We start from the raw sequence: 16,584 nt of genomic DNA, 5'->3' as shown, positions 1-16,584 counted from the left end.
CCAAGAGCCATCACCGATGGCCACCCCTGGCCCGGACCGAGAGCCTGCATGCACCGCCATTCAGGCCCAGACAGGTCATGCTCATGCGCGGATGTGCCAGATGCGTCAGGCGACTCTGCGCCGCTTTGATCAAAAGCTCTCCCAGCTGTCGTCAGTGCCCGTGCGAGTGATGGCCGGTGTGGATTGACCCAGTGCCGGACGGCTGCCCTGATGGGGAGCCAGAGCCGTAGCCGATGGTCGGGCGCCGTTGCTCGCGGCCACGGTCAACTTGGGCGTGGTCACACGGCCCGGCACAGGGGCCGACTGACCCACCACAACCGCTCGATGACCCGTGGCCAATTGGAAGACCGAGACCACCGACACCAGTTCGCGCGCCTGCTGATCCAGGCTTTGGGCGGCCGCAGCACTCTCTTCGACCAATGCCGCATTCTGTTGGGTGGTCTGATCCAGTTGATTGACCGCCTGAGCGATCTGGGACACGCCCGTGTTTTGCTCCGTGCTGGCTGCGCTGATCTCCCCCACCACATCGCTCACCCGCTTGATCGCCATCACCACCTCTTGCATGGTCTGGCCAGCCTGGTCCACCAGGAGCGCACCTTGCTCGACCTGTTCCACGCTTGCGCCGATGAGCGACTTGATTTCCTTGGCAGCCTCGGCCGATCGGCCGGCCAGGCTGCGCACCTCGCTGGCCACCACCGCAAAGCCACGACCTTGTTCGCCAGCACGTGCGGCTTCGACGGCCGCGTTCAGCGCCAGGATGTTGGTCTGGAATGCGATGCCGTCGATCACACCGATGATCTCGGCGATTCTCTTGGAACTGGCATCAATCCCCTTCATGGTGTTGACCACCTGGCCGACCACCTCACCGCCCCGGCCAGCGATCTGAGCCGCGTTGAGGGCCAATTGGTTGGCCATCCTGGCGTTGTCGGCATTGGTACCGACCGTGGTGCCAAACTGATCCATGGTGGCCGCGGTCTGCTGCAGGGCGCTGGCCTGCTCTTCGGTGCGCTGGCTCAGATCGGTGTTGCCCATGGCGATCTGGCTGGAGGCAGTGGCAACACCTTCGGCATTCATTCGCACGTTGGAGATCACCGACACCAGGTTTTGCTGCATCTGGCCCAAGGCCGCCATGATGCTGGCGGTGTCGCCCGCGTCCACTTGAATGGTCGAGCTCAGATCACCGGCCGCCACCTTTCGGGCGACTGCAGCGGCAGCATCCGGCTCTCCGCCCAGCTGCCTCGTCAGGCCGCGGGTGATCAAGAGCCCCAGGCCCACACCGAGCATCAATGAACCGAAGGTGAGTGCCAGCAGCAGAGCGCGTGCGTCTTGAAACGTGGCGTTGTTGGCCTCCACGAACTTCTTGGCGTTCACCTCTTTCAGAGACACCAATGCCTGCATGGCCTCATCCATCTCGTTGACCTTCGTGGAAAACGGCCCGAACAAAAAATCCACCGACTCACGGCTGTTGCCGATGCCTTCTTTCTTGGCGATGACCAGCATCTGCTCAACAACCTTCAGGTACTCCGGGAGCTTGCTGGTGACGTTGCCGAGCAAGGCCTTGCCCTGGTCGGTGTGGATCTTGGGCTTGACTTGTTCAATGTTTTCGTTAAGTGAAGACAGACTCTTTTCAATACGGCTCAGCGATGCAGTTCGACGTTCTTCACTGGGTGCCAAAATGATGTTTCGAACAGCTCGTCCAACATAAAGAATGTCGATGGTTGATTGCTTCAACAAAGAAACACCCAACAACTCCTTTTCATACAACGCCTGATCACGCTCGTTGATCTGCGCCATGCTTTGCACGCCAATCGCACTCACCGCAGCGCCAACGAGGCTGACCGCAATGAATGAACCAATCAGTTTATGAGCCAACTTCATATTACTTCCTCAATGCAAAAAGATATTCTGGTGACGGATGCGCTATCAGCGCACTCATGCAGAAAATGGACGAGTCACAAGCCTCATGAACCGACAATTATTTTCTATAGGCCCAGCAGATTCACCCTTGATGCAGATCAAACCGAGAGAATTGATCGTCACTGCACTTCATAAATAAGCCATCCCCAAAAAATTGACGCACAGCTCAAAAGCCACAACACCAAAAATTCAAGCCAGAATTTCACAACAATAGACAAATAGGCAACTATGGCTATTGAAATTAGCCAAGAACAGCCAACAAAGACGGCGCTGGGCAAATACCACTTGCCAGAATTTATTACCTCAACCCTGAAATCAGACAGGGACGAAGATTGGACAAATAATGATACAAACCCAATATAAATAATGAACACATGAAAAACTGCCCCCCCGTGCTGCCTGACACCGCTGATATGAGCTTGGGCAGAGGCGGTCGCTTTGCCATTCTGCTGCCCAGCAAGCGCAAGGCGGAGCAGGACGATGCGCAAGCTCTTGCACCAGATAATGGTGAATACAGCACTGCGGAAGATGGCTGGCAGCGATCAGCAGACAGCAGATCTGCCGACAAGAGCGGGCCTCACAGGGGGCATCCGCATAAGAAACGCCGGCTCGCCCGCCTCACCTTGTCAGACCGCGATCGCCATTCCAAGCTCAGCACCACCGGCCGGCATCCAGAAAATTCGCTCAAACAAGTGCTGGACCCGCCTGTAGACCTCTGCCCCGATCGCATTCTGCTCCGCGCGAAATTCACCCGTTGAAATCGTCTCCAATGGCGGGTCCCGTTCAGCATCCAGTCCGGCAACAAAGCTGCGATGCAGATGCATCAGGACCGAGAATTCACGATCGTGTCCGTAGTGCGAGTCACCGATCGCCATGGCCCAGAGGTCAAGTGCGTGCATCCCTTCCAGGCAATGGGCAGGTTGCGCCAACTCCGGCGACTTCAAAGTTCTGACGTGTTCATAAAACCTTTTGGCTGCCAACAAGTAACGGTGCTTCAAATCCCATTGAGGTTGCCACTGCCCGGCTCCCAGATCGCCCGCCTGATGTTGGTGCAGCCAAGCCAAAAATGCATCTTGTGCCACAGGCGGCAACACCCCATAGCCTTGAACTACAGGACAGCCGAGGCGAGACAGCAGCATCATGTGTTCTACAGTCTCGACACCCTCTGCAACCACGCCGAAGTCAAAGCTGCTGGTCAAATTGATGATCGATTGCGTGAGAATGAAATCATCGTCATTGACCAGTACCCCGAGAATGAATGTCTTGTCGATCTTGATGGTTTGAGGGGATATCTTTTTCAGGTAGGCCAATGAAGAATAACCCACACCAAAATCATCCAGAGCCACACCCACACCCATGGACTTGATCGCGTTGATATTCAGATTGACCTGAACAAAATCCCCTATTGCGGTCGACTCCAGAATCTCCAATTCGAGCTGCTGAAACCCTACCTTGGGATACTTATCCAAAATATTTTTCAAGCGAGCAGGAAAATCACGTGACTGAAACTGGCGTGCGGAAATATTGACACTCAAACAGAATGCAGGTGACTTCTCGAAATTTTTCTGCAGAAACTGAAGTGCCTGCTCCAAAACCCACTGATCGATCTCAAGGGCAACAGGCAGATTTTCAATGCGCGGCAGAAAATCCAGCGGTGGCACCGTGCCATGAAGTGGATGAATCCATCGCAGCAGCGCTTCCGCCCCCAGCACGAGCCCAGAACGCAGATCCAGCTTGGGTTGGTAATAGACCTGCAGATCGCCCGATTTCATGGCCTGGCGCAACTGGCGCTGCAGCTCTTCGTTTTGGCGCTCTTGCAAGAATTCGTCTTTGCCATAACAAACCACATGCTTGGGCCCCAGGGACTTTGCCTTGTAGAGGGCCAGATTCGAATACCGCAGCAGCAGATCGGGGGTGGTTCCATCCGCCTTGAACTCGCTGACCCCAGCGCTGCATGTGACGCACAAGGCACCGCCATGCAGGGGGATGGGTTGGGCCAGATGCTCCATCAGTCGCTCAACCCAAATCAACAGTTCCTCTTGCTGATGCCAGTCTTTGAAAAGCACCACAAATTCATCACCGCCCCAATGAAATACCTTGGCAGATGAATCGACGAGAAATGCCTGTGCGCGCAAACCGATTTGCCGCAGCACCATGTCGCCCACGTCATGACCATGGACCTCGTTGATATCACCGAAGCGGTCTATGTCGACGATGCACAAGGCATGGTCCCGATGGCGTTCAACTGGGTACTCGGCAAATTCATCAAAGGAGGCCTGCAGTGCCGCACGATTGGGCAATCCGGTCAATGAATCGCAATAGGCCAATGTCTTCAGCCTGCCCACCAGTTCGTACCTCTCTGTCACATCGAATCGGATCGCCGCATACCCCTTCATCAGGCCTGTGACGGGGTCCGTCAGTGCCACCATGGTGGAAGACACCCAGTACAAAGAGCCGTCCTTGCGCCGATTGCAGATGTCGCCATTCCAGATGCCTTGGGAGGCCAGAACCTGCCACATCTCGGTATAGAACTCGCTGGAATGGTGACCGGATTTCAGAATCCGATGGTTTTGGCCCAGCAACTCGTTCGCACTGTAGCCCGACAAGGCGCAAAAGCGATCATTGACGTAAGTGATGGCACCCGATAGATCGGTCTCGGTGAAGATGGCAGTGGCGTCCACGGCCTTCTTGTAGGGATCAGCTTGGAACGACATGGAACCTCGGTTGGACGGTGCATTGCGGCGGCACAGGGGTGGCCATCGACGGCTTGGCCGTCATGGGCCTCGCGGAACTCATGGCAGCACAGGGGCGTGCAGGCCAGTTGGGTTGATTGGTTCGCAACCTTGCTGCATTTTGAAACCTCTTGCTGAGATCAAGGCCTGCCCACTTGGACCGCCGTGTTCGCTCTTGGGGCCCGGAAAACTCTCATGCATGAACAACCCTGCAAAAATCAATTTGGTGTGTTTTTGTTATCAAATGGTCTCACGACATTTTTAGGGTCAATTGTTTTATTTTTTTGCCTAGAGTTGCCTTTTTTGCCAAGTGTTGCCTTGAGCAAGGCCGTCTATTGCAAGACCTACTCCAAGACCATGACAAAAATTCGACTGCAACTCGTCAAAGATTAATTTCAATTTGAAAAATAAAATCCCAAAATCCAGACAAGCCCAGCAAAAACACCAATCGAAAATTGATTAATACTTCATCACCCATAGGATTCGCGAGAAATTCCACTCATTGGATTTCTCGTCGAAAAGATGAACCCCTATTTACCTACCCCAGTTCGCCTGCCCGATCGGGTTGGCGGCCCCTCCGCGGCCAATTTTCCTGAAGCATAGACAACCTGATCCGAGCTTCTCCCGACTCATCAGGCTCACCGAGCAGTGGAACTTTGGCGATCACCTGGGCAAGGACGGCTCTAGTGCGCCGAAAGATTTTGATATTCAATCAGCAATATATTGCGGGCAGATTCAAATCGCTTTGAACAGCGTGAATCAGATCAAGACCAAGAATTCAGTTCTCAGCGCTGAAAACCCGGGAGTCATAGCTGAACCAGTCGGCGCCGGCCTGACCGCAAGGGATGCGTCATCCGCCCCGTTCAGCCAAGTTGGCGCAAGGGATCGGGGGCGTATTTGTCACCCACTCTTTCACGCAGCGGGTGAGTGTCATAAACGATGTGCATGCTTGCAATGCGCGAATGGCCCGGCCGAAAGCCGAACACATCCACGCAGGTGAAATCGACCAACCGGCCGTCGTTCAGGGTCCAGTCGTATCGGAAATAGGCAGCCACCCGCACGGTGTCTTCTGCTGGCTGCACCGTGGCGAACAGGTCGATCAGGGTGATCACACTCTCGCTTGAAGCCTGGGCCAGCTTGGGAAAGAAGTCGTGCGCCTTCATCGTGCCCAGGAAGGGTGAGTGCACGAGGCCATCGTCTTCGAACACCGCCATCAACCCCGCGGTATCGCTTGCATGCAGATGACGCAGGTAGGTGCGCACGGTCTCAACTTGCTGCTGGTTCATTTCAAACTCCTTTTCAGTGAATGAGCACGATGCTTTCAGAGCCGCCGCCCGCTGGCAAGGCACAATGCCGACCAATACATCAAAGTTATTTATGTATTTGCGCTACCTGCACTACCTTCGACTGGTGATCGACCACGGCAGCTTTGCGGCGGCCGCCCGCGCCGCCGGGGTGACGCAGCCGGCCATCAGCCATGCCATGGCCCAGCTTCAGCGCCAGTTCAACACCCCATTGTTCGAGCGCACCGGGCGCCGGCAGCGGCCCACGGTGACGGCCTTGAAAGCCGGCCTGCAGGGCCTGCACCTGACCGAGCAAATCGGAGCATCGGCCGGTGCCCACAAAGTGACCAGCCGGAACAAGGCCCTGCGCATCGGGGCCACACCCTCGGCTGCGTTGGTGTGCGGGCCGGCTCTGTACGCCGCCTGCCGCGAGCTCGCCCCCAACCGCCCGCTTGAACTGTGCAGCGCCGACGAAGGGCGCATGTTGGCGCAATTGCAGGGCGCCGAGCTGGACCTGGTGATATCCCCCCAGCCCCGTGGCCACCAAGGCGTGGGCCTGCACAGCCAAAGCCTCTATCAGATCACCCCGCGGGTCTATGCGCGCCGGGCACATCCGCTGGCCAAGGCGCGTTCGCTCGAGCAGCTGCAATCAGCCCATTGGGGCATCGTCGGCCCCAGCGTGAGCGGCCCAGTGGACGTGTTGCAAGAGGCCCATGCCGTGCGCCGCATGCCCGCACCCAAGGTGAGCGTGTCATGCCCCGATTACGCCAGCCTGTTGCACCTGATGTGCCACACCGACTTGCTGGCGGTGCTGCCGCACCCGGCGCTGTTGCAGGCAAACGCCGATGAACAAATCGTGGCCCTCAAGTTGCGCGAGGCCCTGCCGCGCTATGACATGCGGCTTTTCACAGCCGCACGGCCGGGCAGCACCTTGAAGAGGGTGGTCGCCGAGCTGCAGCAGCAGTTGGGGCCCGCCTGAATCCTTGGCCTGGCTCTCAGCACCAAGCAAGCAGCAACGCTGAGCGCAAGCTAAGACGCTGGCAACAGCGCCGCGTCCCGCACGGCCAAGGCCTGAAGCTGTTGCAGCTGCCAGTCGTGCTCAGACTCGAAAGCGTCCCGCTCTGCCACAGCGGCGTAGCCGCCCGATGCGTAGACGGCGGCGTAGGCACAGTACTGCGCCGCCTCCATGGCCTTGCCGGCCAAGGCCTTGGCCACACCATAACTGGCGGACACAGCCGCATGGCCACAGCCGTCAATCGATCTGGAGCCTCGATGGCGGTTGGCCAACACGGCCGCCTCGGAGGCGGCGGCCTGCAGGGCTGCGGCATCGGCCAGGCCATCCACATGGCGGGCCAGCACCCGCAGGCAGGTCGCGACCTCGGGTTCCTCCAGCAGATGCTCCACGCGGCGGGCACAAGCCAGGCAGAAAGCCAGCGCGAGTGGCCTGTTTTCGGGCGCCTCCAGGCGCAAGGAGGTGGCAAGGCGGGTCAGTGCTTCGTTCATGGAATGCCTCCGACAAGTTGCGGCTGAGCGAAACTTTAGCCGGTCTTCGCCACCGGGCACAAGTGAGTTCAGGCCTCATGGGCGCGCAAAGCCGCCAGCGGAACATGGAGCTCCTCCATCTTGGCAAACGCTTCCAGCAGGTGCTCCACCGTCACCCTCACCCGCGGCGCCACCAAGGCCCGGTGCGGGTACTGCAGGGTCATCTCGAAGCTGCCGGGGTGGTGGGACTTCAGCAACAGGGCCTTCAGCTCGCCCGTGCGCAGGTATTTCCAGGCATGGTGCACACCGACCTCGGCCACGCCAACGCCCGCAACGGCCGACTCTGTGAGGGTTTCCGGCGAGGACATCGTCATCACGGCCGCCTCGGTGTTCAGGGTGGTGATGCTCCCGTCCTTGGCCTTGAAGTTCCAGGGCGACACCCGGCCCCCTAGAAATCGCCGTGTCAGCAAGCGGTGGCGGCTCAGGTCTTCAGGCCGCTTGGGTACCCCGTTGGCCTCCAGGTAGCCCGGTGAGGCCACCAGAACCAGGTTGAACTGGCACACCGTGCGAGAGACCAGCGAGGAATCGGCAATGCGCCCCCCGCGCAAGGCGATGTCGTAGCCGTCGTGCACCAGATCAATCACACGGTCGTCGAAATCCACTTCCACCGCCAGCCCCGGGTATCTGGCCAGCAGACCCGGCAGCGCAGGCGCCAGCTGTTCACGGCCAAAGCCGACGCTGGTGGAGATGCGCACGCGGCCCGCCGGGGCCGCGCGGTGCGACACCACGGCGTCGGCCGCCAGGTCCAACGCCTCCAGTGCGATGCGCGCCTGGCGCAAAAAGGCCTCGCCCTCTTCCGTGAGCTTGAGCGTGCGCGTGGTCCGGTTCATGAGCCGGACACCCAGGGCCTTTTCGAGGCCGGCGATGTTCTTGCTGACTGCCGCCGACGAGATGCCCAGTGCACGGGCGCCTGCCGCAAAGCTGCCCGCATCGGCGGCCTGGACGAAGGAGAGGATGGCGCGAACGCGCTGTGAGGAATCCATGGGTACGGCGCCAATTAACAACTTTGAGTTGAGTAATCCTAAACCACAAGGGCTGTTCTCTTCATGAATGAAGGCGCCCAGAATTCACGCCATCGTACACACCAGCCCAGCTTGAACCCCATGAAAACACTCGTCATCGTCTCGCATCCCTACCCCGACCAATCGCAGGCCATCCGGGCCCTGCAACAGACGGCGCAAGCCCTGCCGAACGTGGAAGTGCGCAACCTCGAAACCCTGTACGGCCATGACACCACCGCCTTCGATGTGGCGGCCGAACAAAAGGCCCACGAGGGCGTGAACCGCGTGGTCTACCTGTTCCCCATCCACTGGTTCAACCTGACCCCCATGCTGAAGGCCTACCTGAACCAGGTCTGGACCTATGGCTGGGCCTTTGGCCCGGACGGCAAGGCCTTGGCCGGGAAGGAAATGCAGGTGGTCGTCACCGCAGGCGCCACCGCACACACCTACTCGGCCCAGGGCCTGATCCACAGCAGCATCGAGGAAGTGTTGACACCGATGAAGGCCAGCGCCTTCTACGTGGGCATGCCTTACGCCGAACCCCTGGCCTTTTTTGAGGCCATGGGTGCCAGCGGCGACAAGCTGACCGGCTTCCAGCAGGCCCTGCAGGCTCGCCTGACCGCCCCCCTGGGCGATGCGCTCGTCGCCTGAACCCGGATCCCTTCAAACCCCTTCGAACCCCTGGAGCAAGACCATGAAACTGCTTTGCCTCGACCTGCCCCAACCCGGCGCCAGCCTGGAGCAATACGGCCCCCACATGCTGGATGAAGTCCGGCACGGATGGGAGCTCTACAAGAATGGCTTCGTGCGCGACATCTACTTCCGGCAAGACCGCCCGGGCGTGGCCATCATCGCCGAGGCCGACTCGATTGAGGCCGCGCGGAGCACCTTGATGGCGTTTCCGCTAGCCAAGGCCGGCCTGATCGGCTGGGATGTGATCCCCCTGGGCCCCATGTTGAATTGGGAACTGCTGTTCGCCAAGGTCTGACCCCTGCCCGAGGGCACGACAGACCCGTTCCGGTCGTGCCCGGGCTCCATTCTGGAGATACACCATGCCCAAGTCCGCCTCCGAACTCAAGCCTGTCCTGTTCGTGCTCACCAGCGTCAATGTCAAGGGTGATACCGGCCTACCCACCGGCTTCAATGTGGCCGAAGTCACCCATCCCCTGGAGAAGCTGCAAGCCGCAGGCATCCAGGTGGAGTTCGCCTCCCCCCAGGGCGGTGCAGCACCACCCGATGGCATGGAAGACCTGAGCGATCCGGTGATTGCCCGCTACTGGAACGATGCGGTGTTTCGCCATGCGATTGCCAACACGCTGTGCCTGGACGATGTGGACCCTTCGCGCTACAGCGCCATCTTTTTCGCTGGGGGCCACGGCACGATGTGGGACTTCCCGGACAGTGCCGCCGCCCACAGGGCCATCCGCGAGATCGACGCGGCGGGCGGCATCGTCTCCGCGGTCTGCCACGGCCCGGCGGCCCTGGTCAACGCACGGCGTGCCGACGGTAGCCTGCTGGTGGCAGGCAAGCGGCTGGCTGCCTTCACCGATGGCGAGGAAGAGGAAGTGCAGGCCACGGCCATCGTGCCATTTCTGCTCGCCAGCACGCTGACGCAGCGCGGCGCCCTGCATCAGAACACACCGAACTGGAGCGATAACGTGGTGGTGGATGGTCGCCTCATCACGGGCCAGAACCCGCAATCAGCGGCCCACCTCGGGCTCGTTCTGCGCGATGCCCTGCTGGCCTGAGCCAGCGCCTGAAACACCGTGCCACACCACTCGATAGAACCGCGAAAGACACGTTCATGAACCAGCCCATGAATCGCAGAACCTTCGTGCAAGCCGCACTGACCGCAGGCGCTGTCAGTGCCTTCGGACTGGCCGATCAGGCCCGTGCAGACACTCCCCTCAACACACAGAAAAGGTACACCATGAAACTCGATTCCAGCTGGGACAAGGTGTTTGCGGCCAGCAACAAGGTCAAACACCGCAAGCTGCAGTTCAAGAACCGCTACGGCATCACCTTGGCGGCAGACCTGTATGAACCCAAGGCGCCGACACCCCCCAACGGGAAATGGCCGGCCCTGGTGGTCAGCGGGCCATTTGGCGCCGTCAAGGAGCAGTCGTCCGGGCTGTATGCCCAGACCCTGGCCGAGCGCGGCTTCATCACCCTCGCCTTTGACCCCTCTTTCACCGGCGAAAGCGGCGGCGACGTACGCAACGTGGCATCGCCGGACATCTTCACCGAAGACTTCAGCGCCGCAGTCGACTGCCTGGGCTTGCTGGCCCAGGTCGATCGCGGGCGCATCGGTGCGATGGCCATCTGCGGCCTCAGTGGCATGGCCCTGACCGCCGCCAGCAGCGACTCGCGCATCAAGGCCGTGGCCACCGCCTCGATGTACGACATGTCACGCAGCATCAGCCGCGGCTACCGTGACAGCTACACCCCCGAGCAACGCCACGCCATCATCGACTACCTGAGCCAGCAACGCTGGATCGACGCTGCACAGGGCCGCTATGCCCCCGGCTTTCATGAGATTCCATTCGATGAGCAGGGGCAACTCATCAAGGGGGATCGCGTGCTGCCCGAGAAGCTGCCCGCCAACCCCAACCCAGTGCTGGCCGCCTTCTACGATTACTACCGCACACCCCGGGGCTTCCACGCCAGGTCCATCAATTCGGTGACGGCATGGACGGCCACCACCCCGATGCCGTTCTTTGCCTTTCCCTTGATGGCCCACATCGAGATGATCTCGCCGCGCCCGATCCTGCTGATCGCTGGCGCCAATGCCCATTCGCGCTACTACTCGGAAGACATCTACCAGGCGGCCGCCCAGCCCAAGGAGCTGCTGATCGTGCCCGACGCCGACCACGTGGATTTGTATGACCGGCTGGACAAGATTCCCTTCGATGCGATCGAGCACTTCTTTCACGCCAAGCTCAAATGACCGCCCGAGCCATTGTCTGAACATGGAGCCAACATGAGCCAACTCCCCAAAGTCGCCCTGGGCACCTGGTCCTGGGGCAGCGGCTTCGCCGGCGGCGACCAGGTCTTTGGCAATCACCTGGATGCCGCCGCTCTCAAACCGGTCTTCGAATTGGCCCTGCAGCAAGGCCTGGGCCTGTGGGACACCGCAGCGGTCTACGGCATGGGCTCATCAGAGTCCATGCTCGGGGGGTTTGTCAAAGCCAGCCCCCGCTCGGATCTGATCCTGTCCACCAAGTTCACGCCGCAGTTGGCCAACCCGCAGGCGGCCAACCCCGTCCTCGAGATGTTCGAGCAGAGCTGCCAGCGCTTGGGCACCGATGTCATCGATCTGTACTGGATCCACAACCCGACCCGGGTCAATGAGTGGACACGGTACCTGATCCCCTTGCTTCAAAGCGGGCGGGTCAGGCGTGTCGGCGTGTCCAATCACAACCTGGCGGAAATCAAGCTCGTCAACAGCAGTCTGGCCCAGGCCGGATTCAAGGTTTCTGCCGTGCAGAACCACTACAGCCTGCTGTACCGATCCTCCGAGCAGGCGGGCATCCTGGACTATTGCAGGGACAACGGGATCACCTTCTTCTCGTACATGGTGCTGGAGCAGGGTGCGCTCTCAGGCCGATACGACGTCAACCACCCCTTGCCCGAGGGCAGCGGCCGGGCCGCCACCTACAACGCCGTGTTGCCGCAGCTTGAGCAACTGACAGAGACCATGCGAGCGATCGGCCAGCGCAAAAATGCCTCGGTGGCACAGATGGCCATCGCCTGGGCGATAGCCAAGGGCACCTTGCCCCTCATCGGCGTCACCAAACCAGTGCATGTGCTCGACGCCGCATTGGCCACCCGCATCGCACTGACGGCTTCTGAGATGGCCACCCTGGAGACCGTGGCGGCCCAGGCCGGGGTGGACACCCAGGGTGCCTGGGAAAGGCCCATGCACGACTGAGAGGGCTGCGGTGCACTGCGCAGATGCGGTGATCGGCATCCGGCTGCACCGGGCGTGTCGACTGGCTGACGCCGGGACCCCAGCGGTGCCTCACGGCACGCTGCAAACGCAACACGCAACACGCGGCCAACATCCACGTTGGCAGGGCTGACGGTGCCGCGCACCGCGTTCCGTCAGCCCAAGGCGCATAGACAAGCCGGAATCGCCAAGGCACCCAGCAACGGCCATGGGCCCGCACACGGCTCAAGCCACCAGTTGAACGGCCTTGGTGCTGAAAAGAGGCTCAGGCCAGCAGCTTGCCAATCCAATCTACAGGTTATTACCTGCTCTGGCTGGCTGTGCTGATTTTTCAAAAAATTTCAACCGCACCCAACAATAGCCCTACAGGCCTCAGACCTTTGTCAAGCGAGTGGTGTTGAAAAAAACCTTTCTCGCCCATCGATATCGCCAAAAAATTCACAGAAACACGCCGAATCAGCTGTAGATAGTCGGATACCAGACAATCATTGCTTGCTAGCGTTTGCATCAATCCGTAAAACCGATCCTACAGCAGGGTCCATCGTTCAAAGAGCTTGGGGTCGAATTAGTCCTTTCCCACCCCCATCGCGCAACCGAACTGACCGCAGCTTGTGATAACACTTGAGCAAGGACGGCACCATCATCGATATTTAAAAGGGCAACCGACCAACCTCCGGCAGCAGGCACCTCAAAGATATTGAGCAGGCAGCGCACCGCATACGAATGCAGACGAGCGTCATCCAGATGGAACTTTTCTGGAAAAGCGTTTGTCCATTGTATTTTAGGAACCCAGCTTCGAAGGAAGGCATGACACAAGACCAAATTGATCGCCTCTGTGATTGGCAGCATGCTTCTCACATATCGGTCACCCCAATTTTTGTGACGCCTTTTTTTCTGAATAGTTTTTGAGCTATTGATTAACCCTGCCGCCATGCTCATGGCATCTGGCTTGGTGTGTTTTTAATTTTTGACAATTTCAGTTTGATCTGTATTACTGGCTGCAATGGCTCCCTTGCAGCACGAATCAATATTTCATTCACCATCTGCTTTGCTGGTATGCACAATCCTTCTACCACCCCAGGTTTCGACGATTTCGGCGACTGGAGAAAAGCCTGGATGCTCTACCTTTTGATATTTTCTTTTGCAATGGGCCTGATTCTCAAAACGACGCATTTCCCTGATCGAATGCGCTCGCTCAAAATTAATCGATATTTGATGAAGCTTGTCTACAAACGCAGCGTGATCGGCTTAGGCAATCGACTTGCCTTCATCAATATGATTAAAGACATGCTGCAGCATGCGACTGCACTGCCACGGTATTTTATCCTGATTGATATTGATAGCGCCAAGAGGATCAGTGATCTGCACGGCCACGGCATTGGCAAAGAAGTCTGGCGCGGAGTAGCCCAAGGCATCATGCAGGTCGCAAAAACTTGCATCCATGGGTGTCTGGGCGGAAAGCAATTCGGCGTGATCGCTAGGGAGATTCATGTCCAGACCGAGCAATCCCGCTTCCGACATCGTTTCATTCTTTGCCAGTCTGCCCATTGCCAGTCACCGGGTGACTGTGAGTCTTGGAATCACCGAAAGCCACGCCACCATGAAGATCAGCCAATGGATAAATGCAGCTGATCAGACACTCTATGAGCTTCAACGCCTGACCAACAATGGTTACAGACTTTTGTTTTGATATTTCCTCAGTGCTTCCAAGGTGATGTTTTGAGTTTCTTTCCTACCAGCCGAGTCATCATCTGGGATTTATTTAAAAAGAGCCCCTGGTTTTCAAAATGGCCATCACTCGATGTGAGTGAAATATTCAAAAAAGGAACACTAGGCAAACACCCAAAAGGCGAGAAAGTATATAAGGACTATGCCACGCAGGACCTGTGTTTTTTGGCACAAGGGTCATTGTGGGCCTGCCTGGCAGGTGATAACGGCCTCATCAAATTTTGCATCATCAATCCGCCAGCACTGATTGGCACAGCCCAATTGCTGAAAGACGACTTTGAGGATAATCCTAGCTATGAATTCTATGCAGCCGAAGAAAGCACGGTTTTGACCATTCCCGCCGCAGCCATCATGGAACGACTGGATGAAAAACCAAATTTATGGCGTCCCATCACCGAGGCAGCCATTTTTTATCAGCGTCAATGTGTACGCCAGGTAGTACTCATGTGCTGCGGCACGATCAAGGAAAGATTGATTTCTGCCATCTATCACCATAGGCTTTCGAATACCTCCAGACCCCACCGTCAATACCGGAGTCTTGATTCAATATCACAAGAAGAATGGGCATTGATGACTCAATCTTCGCGCCAGCATGTCAATCGTGCACTGCGCGAACTGGAACAGGAGGGTATTCTAACTTTGGGATACAAAAAGATAGAAATCAAAGACCCCTCCGAACTGGAGCGACTGGCGCTGGCCCGCATGCGGCGTAATGCATGAAATTACCGCACTCGTCTCAAAAATGGCAATGGAGAGCATTTCCATTCCGATCAATATTCCAAATGAAACACCATGAAAACCAACCTACCAATCTACCCGACTGAATATGAATACCCAGCGGATGCTACGCTGATGTCGACCACCGACACACAGAGCCGCATCACCTATGCGAATGCCGCGTTCATACAGGTCAGTGGGTTTGAGCGCGATGAAATCGCAGGACAAATGCACAACATCGTGCGCCATCCAGATATGCCTCGTCAGGCCTTCGCAGACATGTGGCGGACCTTGAAGGCTGGCAAATCCTGGACGGCCTTGGTCAAGAACCGGCGCAAAGACGGGCTGTACTACTGGGTGCGAGCCAACGCCACGCCGGTCGTTCGAGCTGGCCAGGTCACGGGCTACATGTCTGTCCGCACCCGCCCCGGCACAGAAGAGGTCCGGGCGGCCGAATCGCTGTACCGCAAATTCCGAGAACAGACCCAGGGTTGGAAAGCCTTCCATCAGGGCTTGATCGTGCGAACCGGCTGGCTGAGCTGGACATCTGCTCTGCAGACCATGCCCGTGCGCTGGCGAATACGCCTGGCCCATCTGGCGGTCTTTGGCGTCAGCATGACCGGCGCCAGCCTGCTGAGCACGGCCCCTGAGACCCTGGCGATGTGTGCGGCATCCCTGCTGGTGATCGCTGGACTGAGCTCGGCCTGGCTGGAGTCTCAGATCGCCCGTCCCCTGGAACTCATCGAGCGCCAGGCCCTGAGCGTGGCAGCCGGGAGGGCCAGCGAAAACGTGAACCTGAACCGCGTGGACGAGATCGGCATGATCCTGCGCGCCGTGAACCAGGCCGGCCTCAACCTGCGCTCGCTGGTCGACGACGTGAGTGGGCAGGTGCAGGGTCTGCACACCGCCAGTTCGGAGATCGCGGTAGGCAACAACGCCTTGCGCGCCCGCACTGAACAGACAGCGTCGAATCTGGAGGAGACGGCGGCCTCCATGGAACAGATGCACTCCACCATCAAGACGAACGCCCAGGCCGCGCAAGACGCGGCGCTGTGGGCCAACCGTGCCAATGACGCGGCCATCACCGGCAGGGACGTGGTTGCGCAGGTGATCCAGGCCATCAATGCCATGGCCACCTCCAGCGGGCGAATTTCAGACATCATCGGCGTCATCGACGGCATCGCATTCCAGACCAACATCCTGGCTCTCAACGCAGCGGTGGAGGCCGCACGCGCCGGCGAGCACGGTCGGGGTTTTGCGGTGGTCGCCACCGAAGTCCGCCACCTGGCGCAGCGCTGTGCCGAGGCAGCCAAAGAGATCAAGACCTTGATCAACGCGAGTGTTCAGCAGGTCGGGCTGGGCACCTCACAAGCGGATGCGGCGGGTGTGGCGATTGGCGAGATCGTGGAACGTGTTCAACGCGTGAACGGCCTGATCGCTGAAATCAGCAGCGCCACCCAGGAGCAGGCGACAGGCATCGGGCACGTGAATGTGGCAGTGGCACAGCTTGATCAAATGACCCAGCAGAATGCGGCCTTGGTGGAGCAATCCGCAGCAGCGGCCGAATCGCTGCAGGATCAGGCGAGACGACTCGCGGAATCGGTACGGGCCTTTTAAGCGCTCACTCATGCTGGCCGGGCCGGCCGGTTCACCCGGAACGGGCCGGCCAGCAGATCCGCCATTCATGAACGCCGTTCATGACCCCATGCCAGCCC

Annotated in this window: 15 protein-coding genes; 9 read left to right on the top strand and 6 right to left on the bottom strand. The window is 58.8% G+C overall.

Features of this window, described 5'->3' with window-relative positions; translation table 11 throughout:
• Window positions 1–129 precede the first annotated feature (129 nt).
• The 4 genes from L880_RS36600 to L880_RS0102125 all read right to left on the bottom strand — a co-directional run bounded on the left by L880_RS36600 (window position 130) and on the right by L880_RS0102125 (window position 5,935).
• Complete coding sequence (locus L880_RS36600; RefSeq protein WP_043328101.1) at window positions 130–1,878, bottom strand: methyl-accepting chemotaxis protein; 1,749 nt, start codon at window positions 1,876–1,878, stop codon at window positions 130–132.
• Window positions 1,879–2,036: 158 nt separating this feature from the next.
• Window positions 2,037–2,405 carry a hypothetical protein gene (locus L880_RS35420; protein ID WP_157462545.1) on the bottom strand — a complete coding sequence of 123 codons (369 nt, stop codon included), beginning with the start codon at window positions 2,403–2,405 and terminating at the stop codon, window positions 2,037–2,039.
• A 138-nt stretch (window positions 2,406–2,543) separates the two neighbouring features.
• Window positions 2,544–4,631: a putative bifunctional diguanylate cyclase/phosphodiesterase gene (locus L880_RS31325; protein ID WP_051442963.1), complete on the bottom strand. Its 2,088-nt coding sequence runs from the start codon at window positions 4,629–4,631 to the stop codon at window positions 2,544–2,546.
• A gap of 881 nt (window positions 4,632–5,512) precedes the next feature.
• Window positions 5,513–5,935 (bottom strand): nuclear transport factor 2 family protein, encoded by a 423-nt coding sequence (locus L880_RS0102125; RefSeq protein WP_027474260.1) that lies wholly within the window; start codon window positions 5,933–5,935, stop codon window positions 5,513–5,515.
• A gap of 91 nt (window positions 5,936–6,026) precedes the next feature.
• Between L880_RS0102125 and L880_RS0102120 the strand changes: the two genes are divergently transcribed.
• Window positions 6,027–6,911, top strand: coding sequence for a LysR family transcriptional regulator (locus tag L880_RS0102120; RefSeq protein WP_027474259.1), 885 nt, complete (start codon window positions 6,027–6,029; stop codon window positions 6,909–6,911).
• A gap of 50 nt (window positions 6,912–6,961) precedes the next feature.
• Here L880_RS0102120 and L880_RS0102115 read toward each other — a convergent pair whose 3' ends face one another.
• Together L880_RS0102115 and L880_RS0102110 are read right to left on the bottom strand one after the other, a co-directional pair.
• Window positions 6,962–7,435, bottom strand: coding sequence for a hypothetical protein (locus tag L880_RS0102115; protein ID WP_027474258.1), 474 nt, complete (start codon window positions 7,433–7,435; stop codon window positions 6,962–6,964).
• A 68-nt stretch (window positions 7,436–7,503) separates the two neighbouring features.
• On the bottom strand, window positions 7,504–8,457 hold the full coding sequence (locus tag L880_RS0102110; RefSeq protein ID WP_027474257.1) for a LysR family transcriptional regulator: 954 nt from the start codon (window positions 8,455–8,457) through the stop codon (window positions 7,504–7,506).
• A 120-nt stretch (window positions 8,458–8,577) separates the two neighbouring features.
• Between L880_RS0102110 and L880_RS0102105 the strand changes: the two genes are divergently transcribed.
• The 8 genes from L880_RS0102105 (at window position 8,578) to L880_RS31320 (ending at window position 16,486) form a co-directional block, all read left to right on the top strand.
• Entirely contained in the window at window positions 8,578–9,126 is a 549-nt protein-coding gene (locus L880_RS0102105; RefSeq protein WP_027474256.1) for an NAD(P)H-dependent oxidoreductase, read from the top strand.
• Window positions 9,127–9,169: 43 nt separating this feature from the next.
• A complete protein-coding gene (locus tag L880_RS0102100; RefSeq protein WP_027474255.1) occupies window positions 9,170–9,463 on the top strand; it encodes a hypothetical protein in 294 nt (97 codons plus the stop codon).
• 64 nt (window positions 9,464–9,527) lie between these two features.
• Window positions 9,528–10,223 carry a type 1 glutamine amidotransferase domain-containing protein gene (locus L880_RS0102095; protein WP_027474254.1) on the top strand — a complete coding sequence of 232 codons (696 nt, stop codon included), beginning with the start codon at window positions 9,528–9,530 and terminating at the stop codon, window positions 10,221–10,223.
• Between the two features lie 182 nt (window positions 10,224–10,405).
• A complete protein-coding gene (locus tag L880_RS0102090) occupies window positions 10,406–11,422 on the top strand; it encodes an alpha/beta hydrolase (protein WP_051443003.1) in 1,017 nt (338 codons plus the stop codon).
• 33 nt (window positions 11,423–11,455) lie between these two features.
• Complete coding sequence (locus L880_RS0102085; RefSeq protein WP_027474252.1) at window positions 11,456–12,406, top strand: aldo/keto reductase; 951 nt, start codon at window positions 11,456–11,458, stop codon at window positions 12,404–12,406.
• Between the two features lie 972 nt (window positions 12,407–13,378).
• Window positions 13,379–14,056, top strand: coding sequence for a GGDEF domain-containing protein (locus tag L880_RS34760; RefSeq protein WP_157462544.1), 678 nt, complete (start codon window positions 13,379–13,381; stop codon window positions 14,054–14,056).
• Window positions 14,057–14,143: 87 nt separating this feature from the next.
• A complete protein-coding gene (locus tag L880_RS35415; RefSeq protein ID WP_157462543.1) occupies window positions 14,144–14,872 on the top strand; it encodes a Crp/Fnr family transcriptional regulator in 729 nt (242 codons plus the stop codon).
• Window positions 14,873–14,944: 72 nt separating this feature from the next.
• Entirely contained in the window at window positions 14,945–16,486 is a 1,542-nt protein-coding gene (locus tag L880_RS31320) for a methyl-accepting chemotaxis protein (RefSeq protein ID WP_043328098.1), read from the top strand.
• Window positions 16,487–16,584 lie beyond the last annotated feature (98 nt).

Source organism: Curvibacter gracilis ATCC BAA-807, from assembly GCF_000518645.1.
Lineage (GTDB): Bacteria > Pseudomonadota > Gammaproteobacteria > Burkholderiales > Burkholderiaceae_C > Curvibacter > Curvibacter gracilis.
The sequence above is the reverse complement of the archived record's forward strand: the minus strand, read 5'-3'. Positions and strand labels throughout refer to the sequence as shown.

What these genes read in the sequence shown, in the direction of transcription:
- L880_RS36600 (WP_043328101.1), bottom strand. Translation starts at nt 1,878, where the DNA reads ATGAAGTTGGCTCATAAACTGATTGGTTCATTCATTGCGGTCAGCCTC.
- L880_RS31325 (WP_051442963.1), bottom strand. Translation starts at nt 4,631, where the DNA reads ATGTCGTTCCAAGCTGATCCCTACAAGAAGGCCGTGGACGCCACTGCC.
- L880_RS0102125 (WP_027474260.1), bottom strand. Translation starts at nt 5,935, where the DNA reads ATGAACCAGCAGCAAGTTGAGACCGTGCGCACCTACCTGCGTCATCTG.
- L880_RS0102120 (WP_027474259.1), top strand. Translation starts at nt 6,027, where the DNA reads ATGTATTTGCGCTACCTGCACTACCTTCGACTGGTGATCGACCACGGC.
- L880_RS0102115 (WP_027474258.1), bottom strand. Translation starts at nt 7,435, where the DNA reads ATGAACGAAGCACTGACCCGCCTTGCCACCTCCTTGCGCCTGGAGGCG.
- L880_RS0102110 (WP_027474257.1), bottom strand. Translation starts at nt 8,457, where the DNA reads ATGGATTCCTCACAGCGCGTTCGCGCCATCCTCTCCTTCGTCCAGGCC.
- L880_RS0102105 (WP_027474256.1), top strand. Translation starts at nt 8,578, where the DNA reads ATGAAAACACTCGTCATCGTCTCGCATCCCTACCCCGACCAATCGCAG.
- L880_RS0102100 (WP_027474255.1), top strand. Translation starts at nt 9,170, where the DNA reads ATGAAACTGCTTTGCCTCGACCTGCCCCAACCCGGCGCCAGCCTGGAG.
- L880_RS0102095 (WP_027474254.1), top strand. Translation starts at nt 9,528, where the DNA reads ATGCCCAAGTCCGCCTCCGAACTCAAGCCTGTCCTGTTCGTGCTCACC.
- L880_RS0102090 (WP_051443003.1), top strand. Translation starts at nt 10,406, where the DNA reads ATGAAACTCGATTCCAGCTGGGACAAGGTGTTTGCGGCCAGCAACAAG.
- L880_RS0102085 (WP_027474252.1), top strand. Translation starts at nt 11,456, where the DNA reads ATGAGCCAACTCCCCAAAGTCGCCCTGGGCACCTGGTCCTGGGGCAGC.
- L880_RS31320 (WP_043328098.1), top strand. Translation starts at nt 14,945, where the DNA reads ATGAAAACCAACCTACCAATCTACCCGACTGAATATGAATACCCAGCG.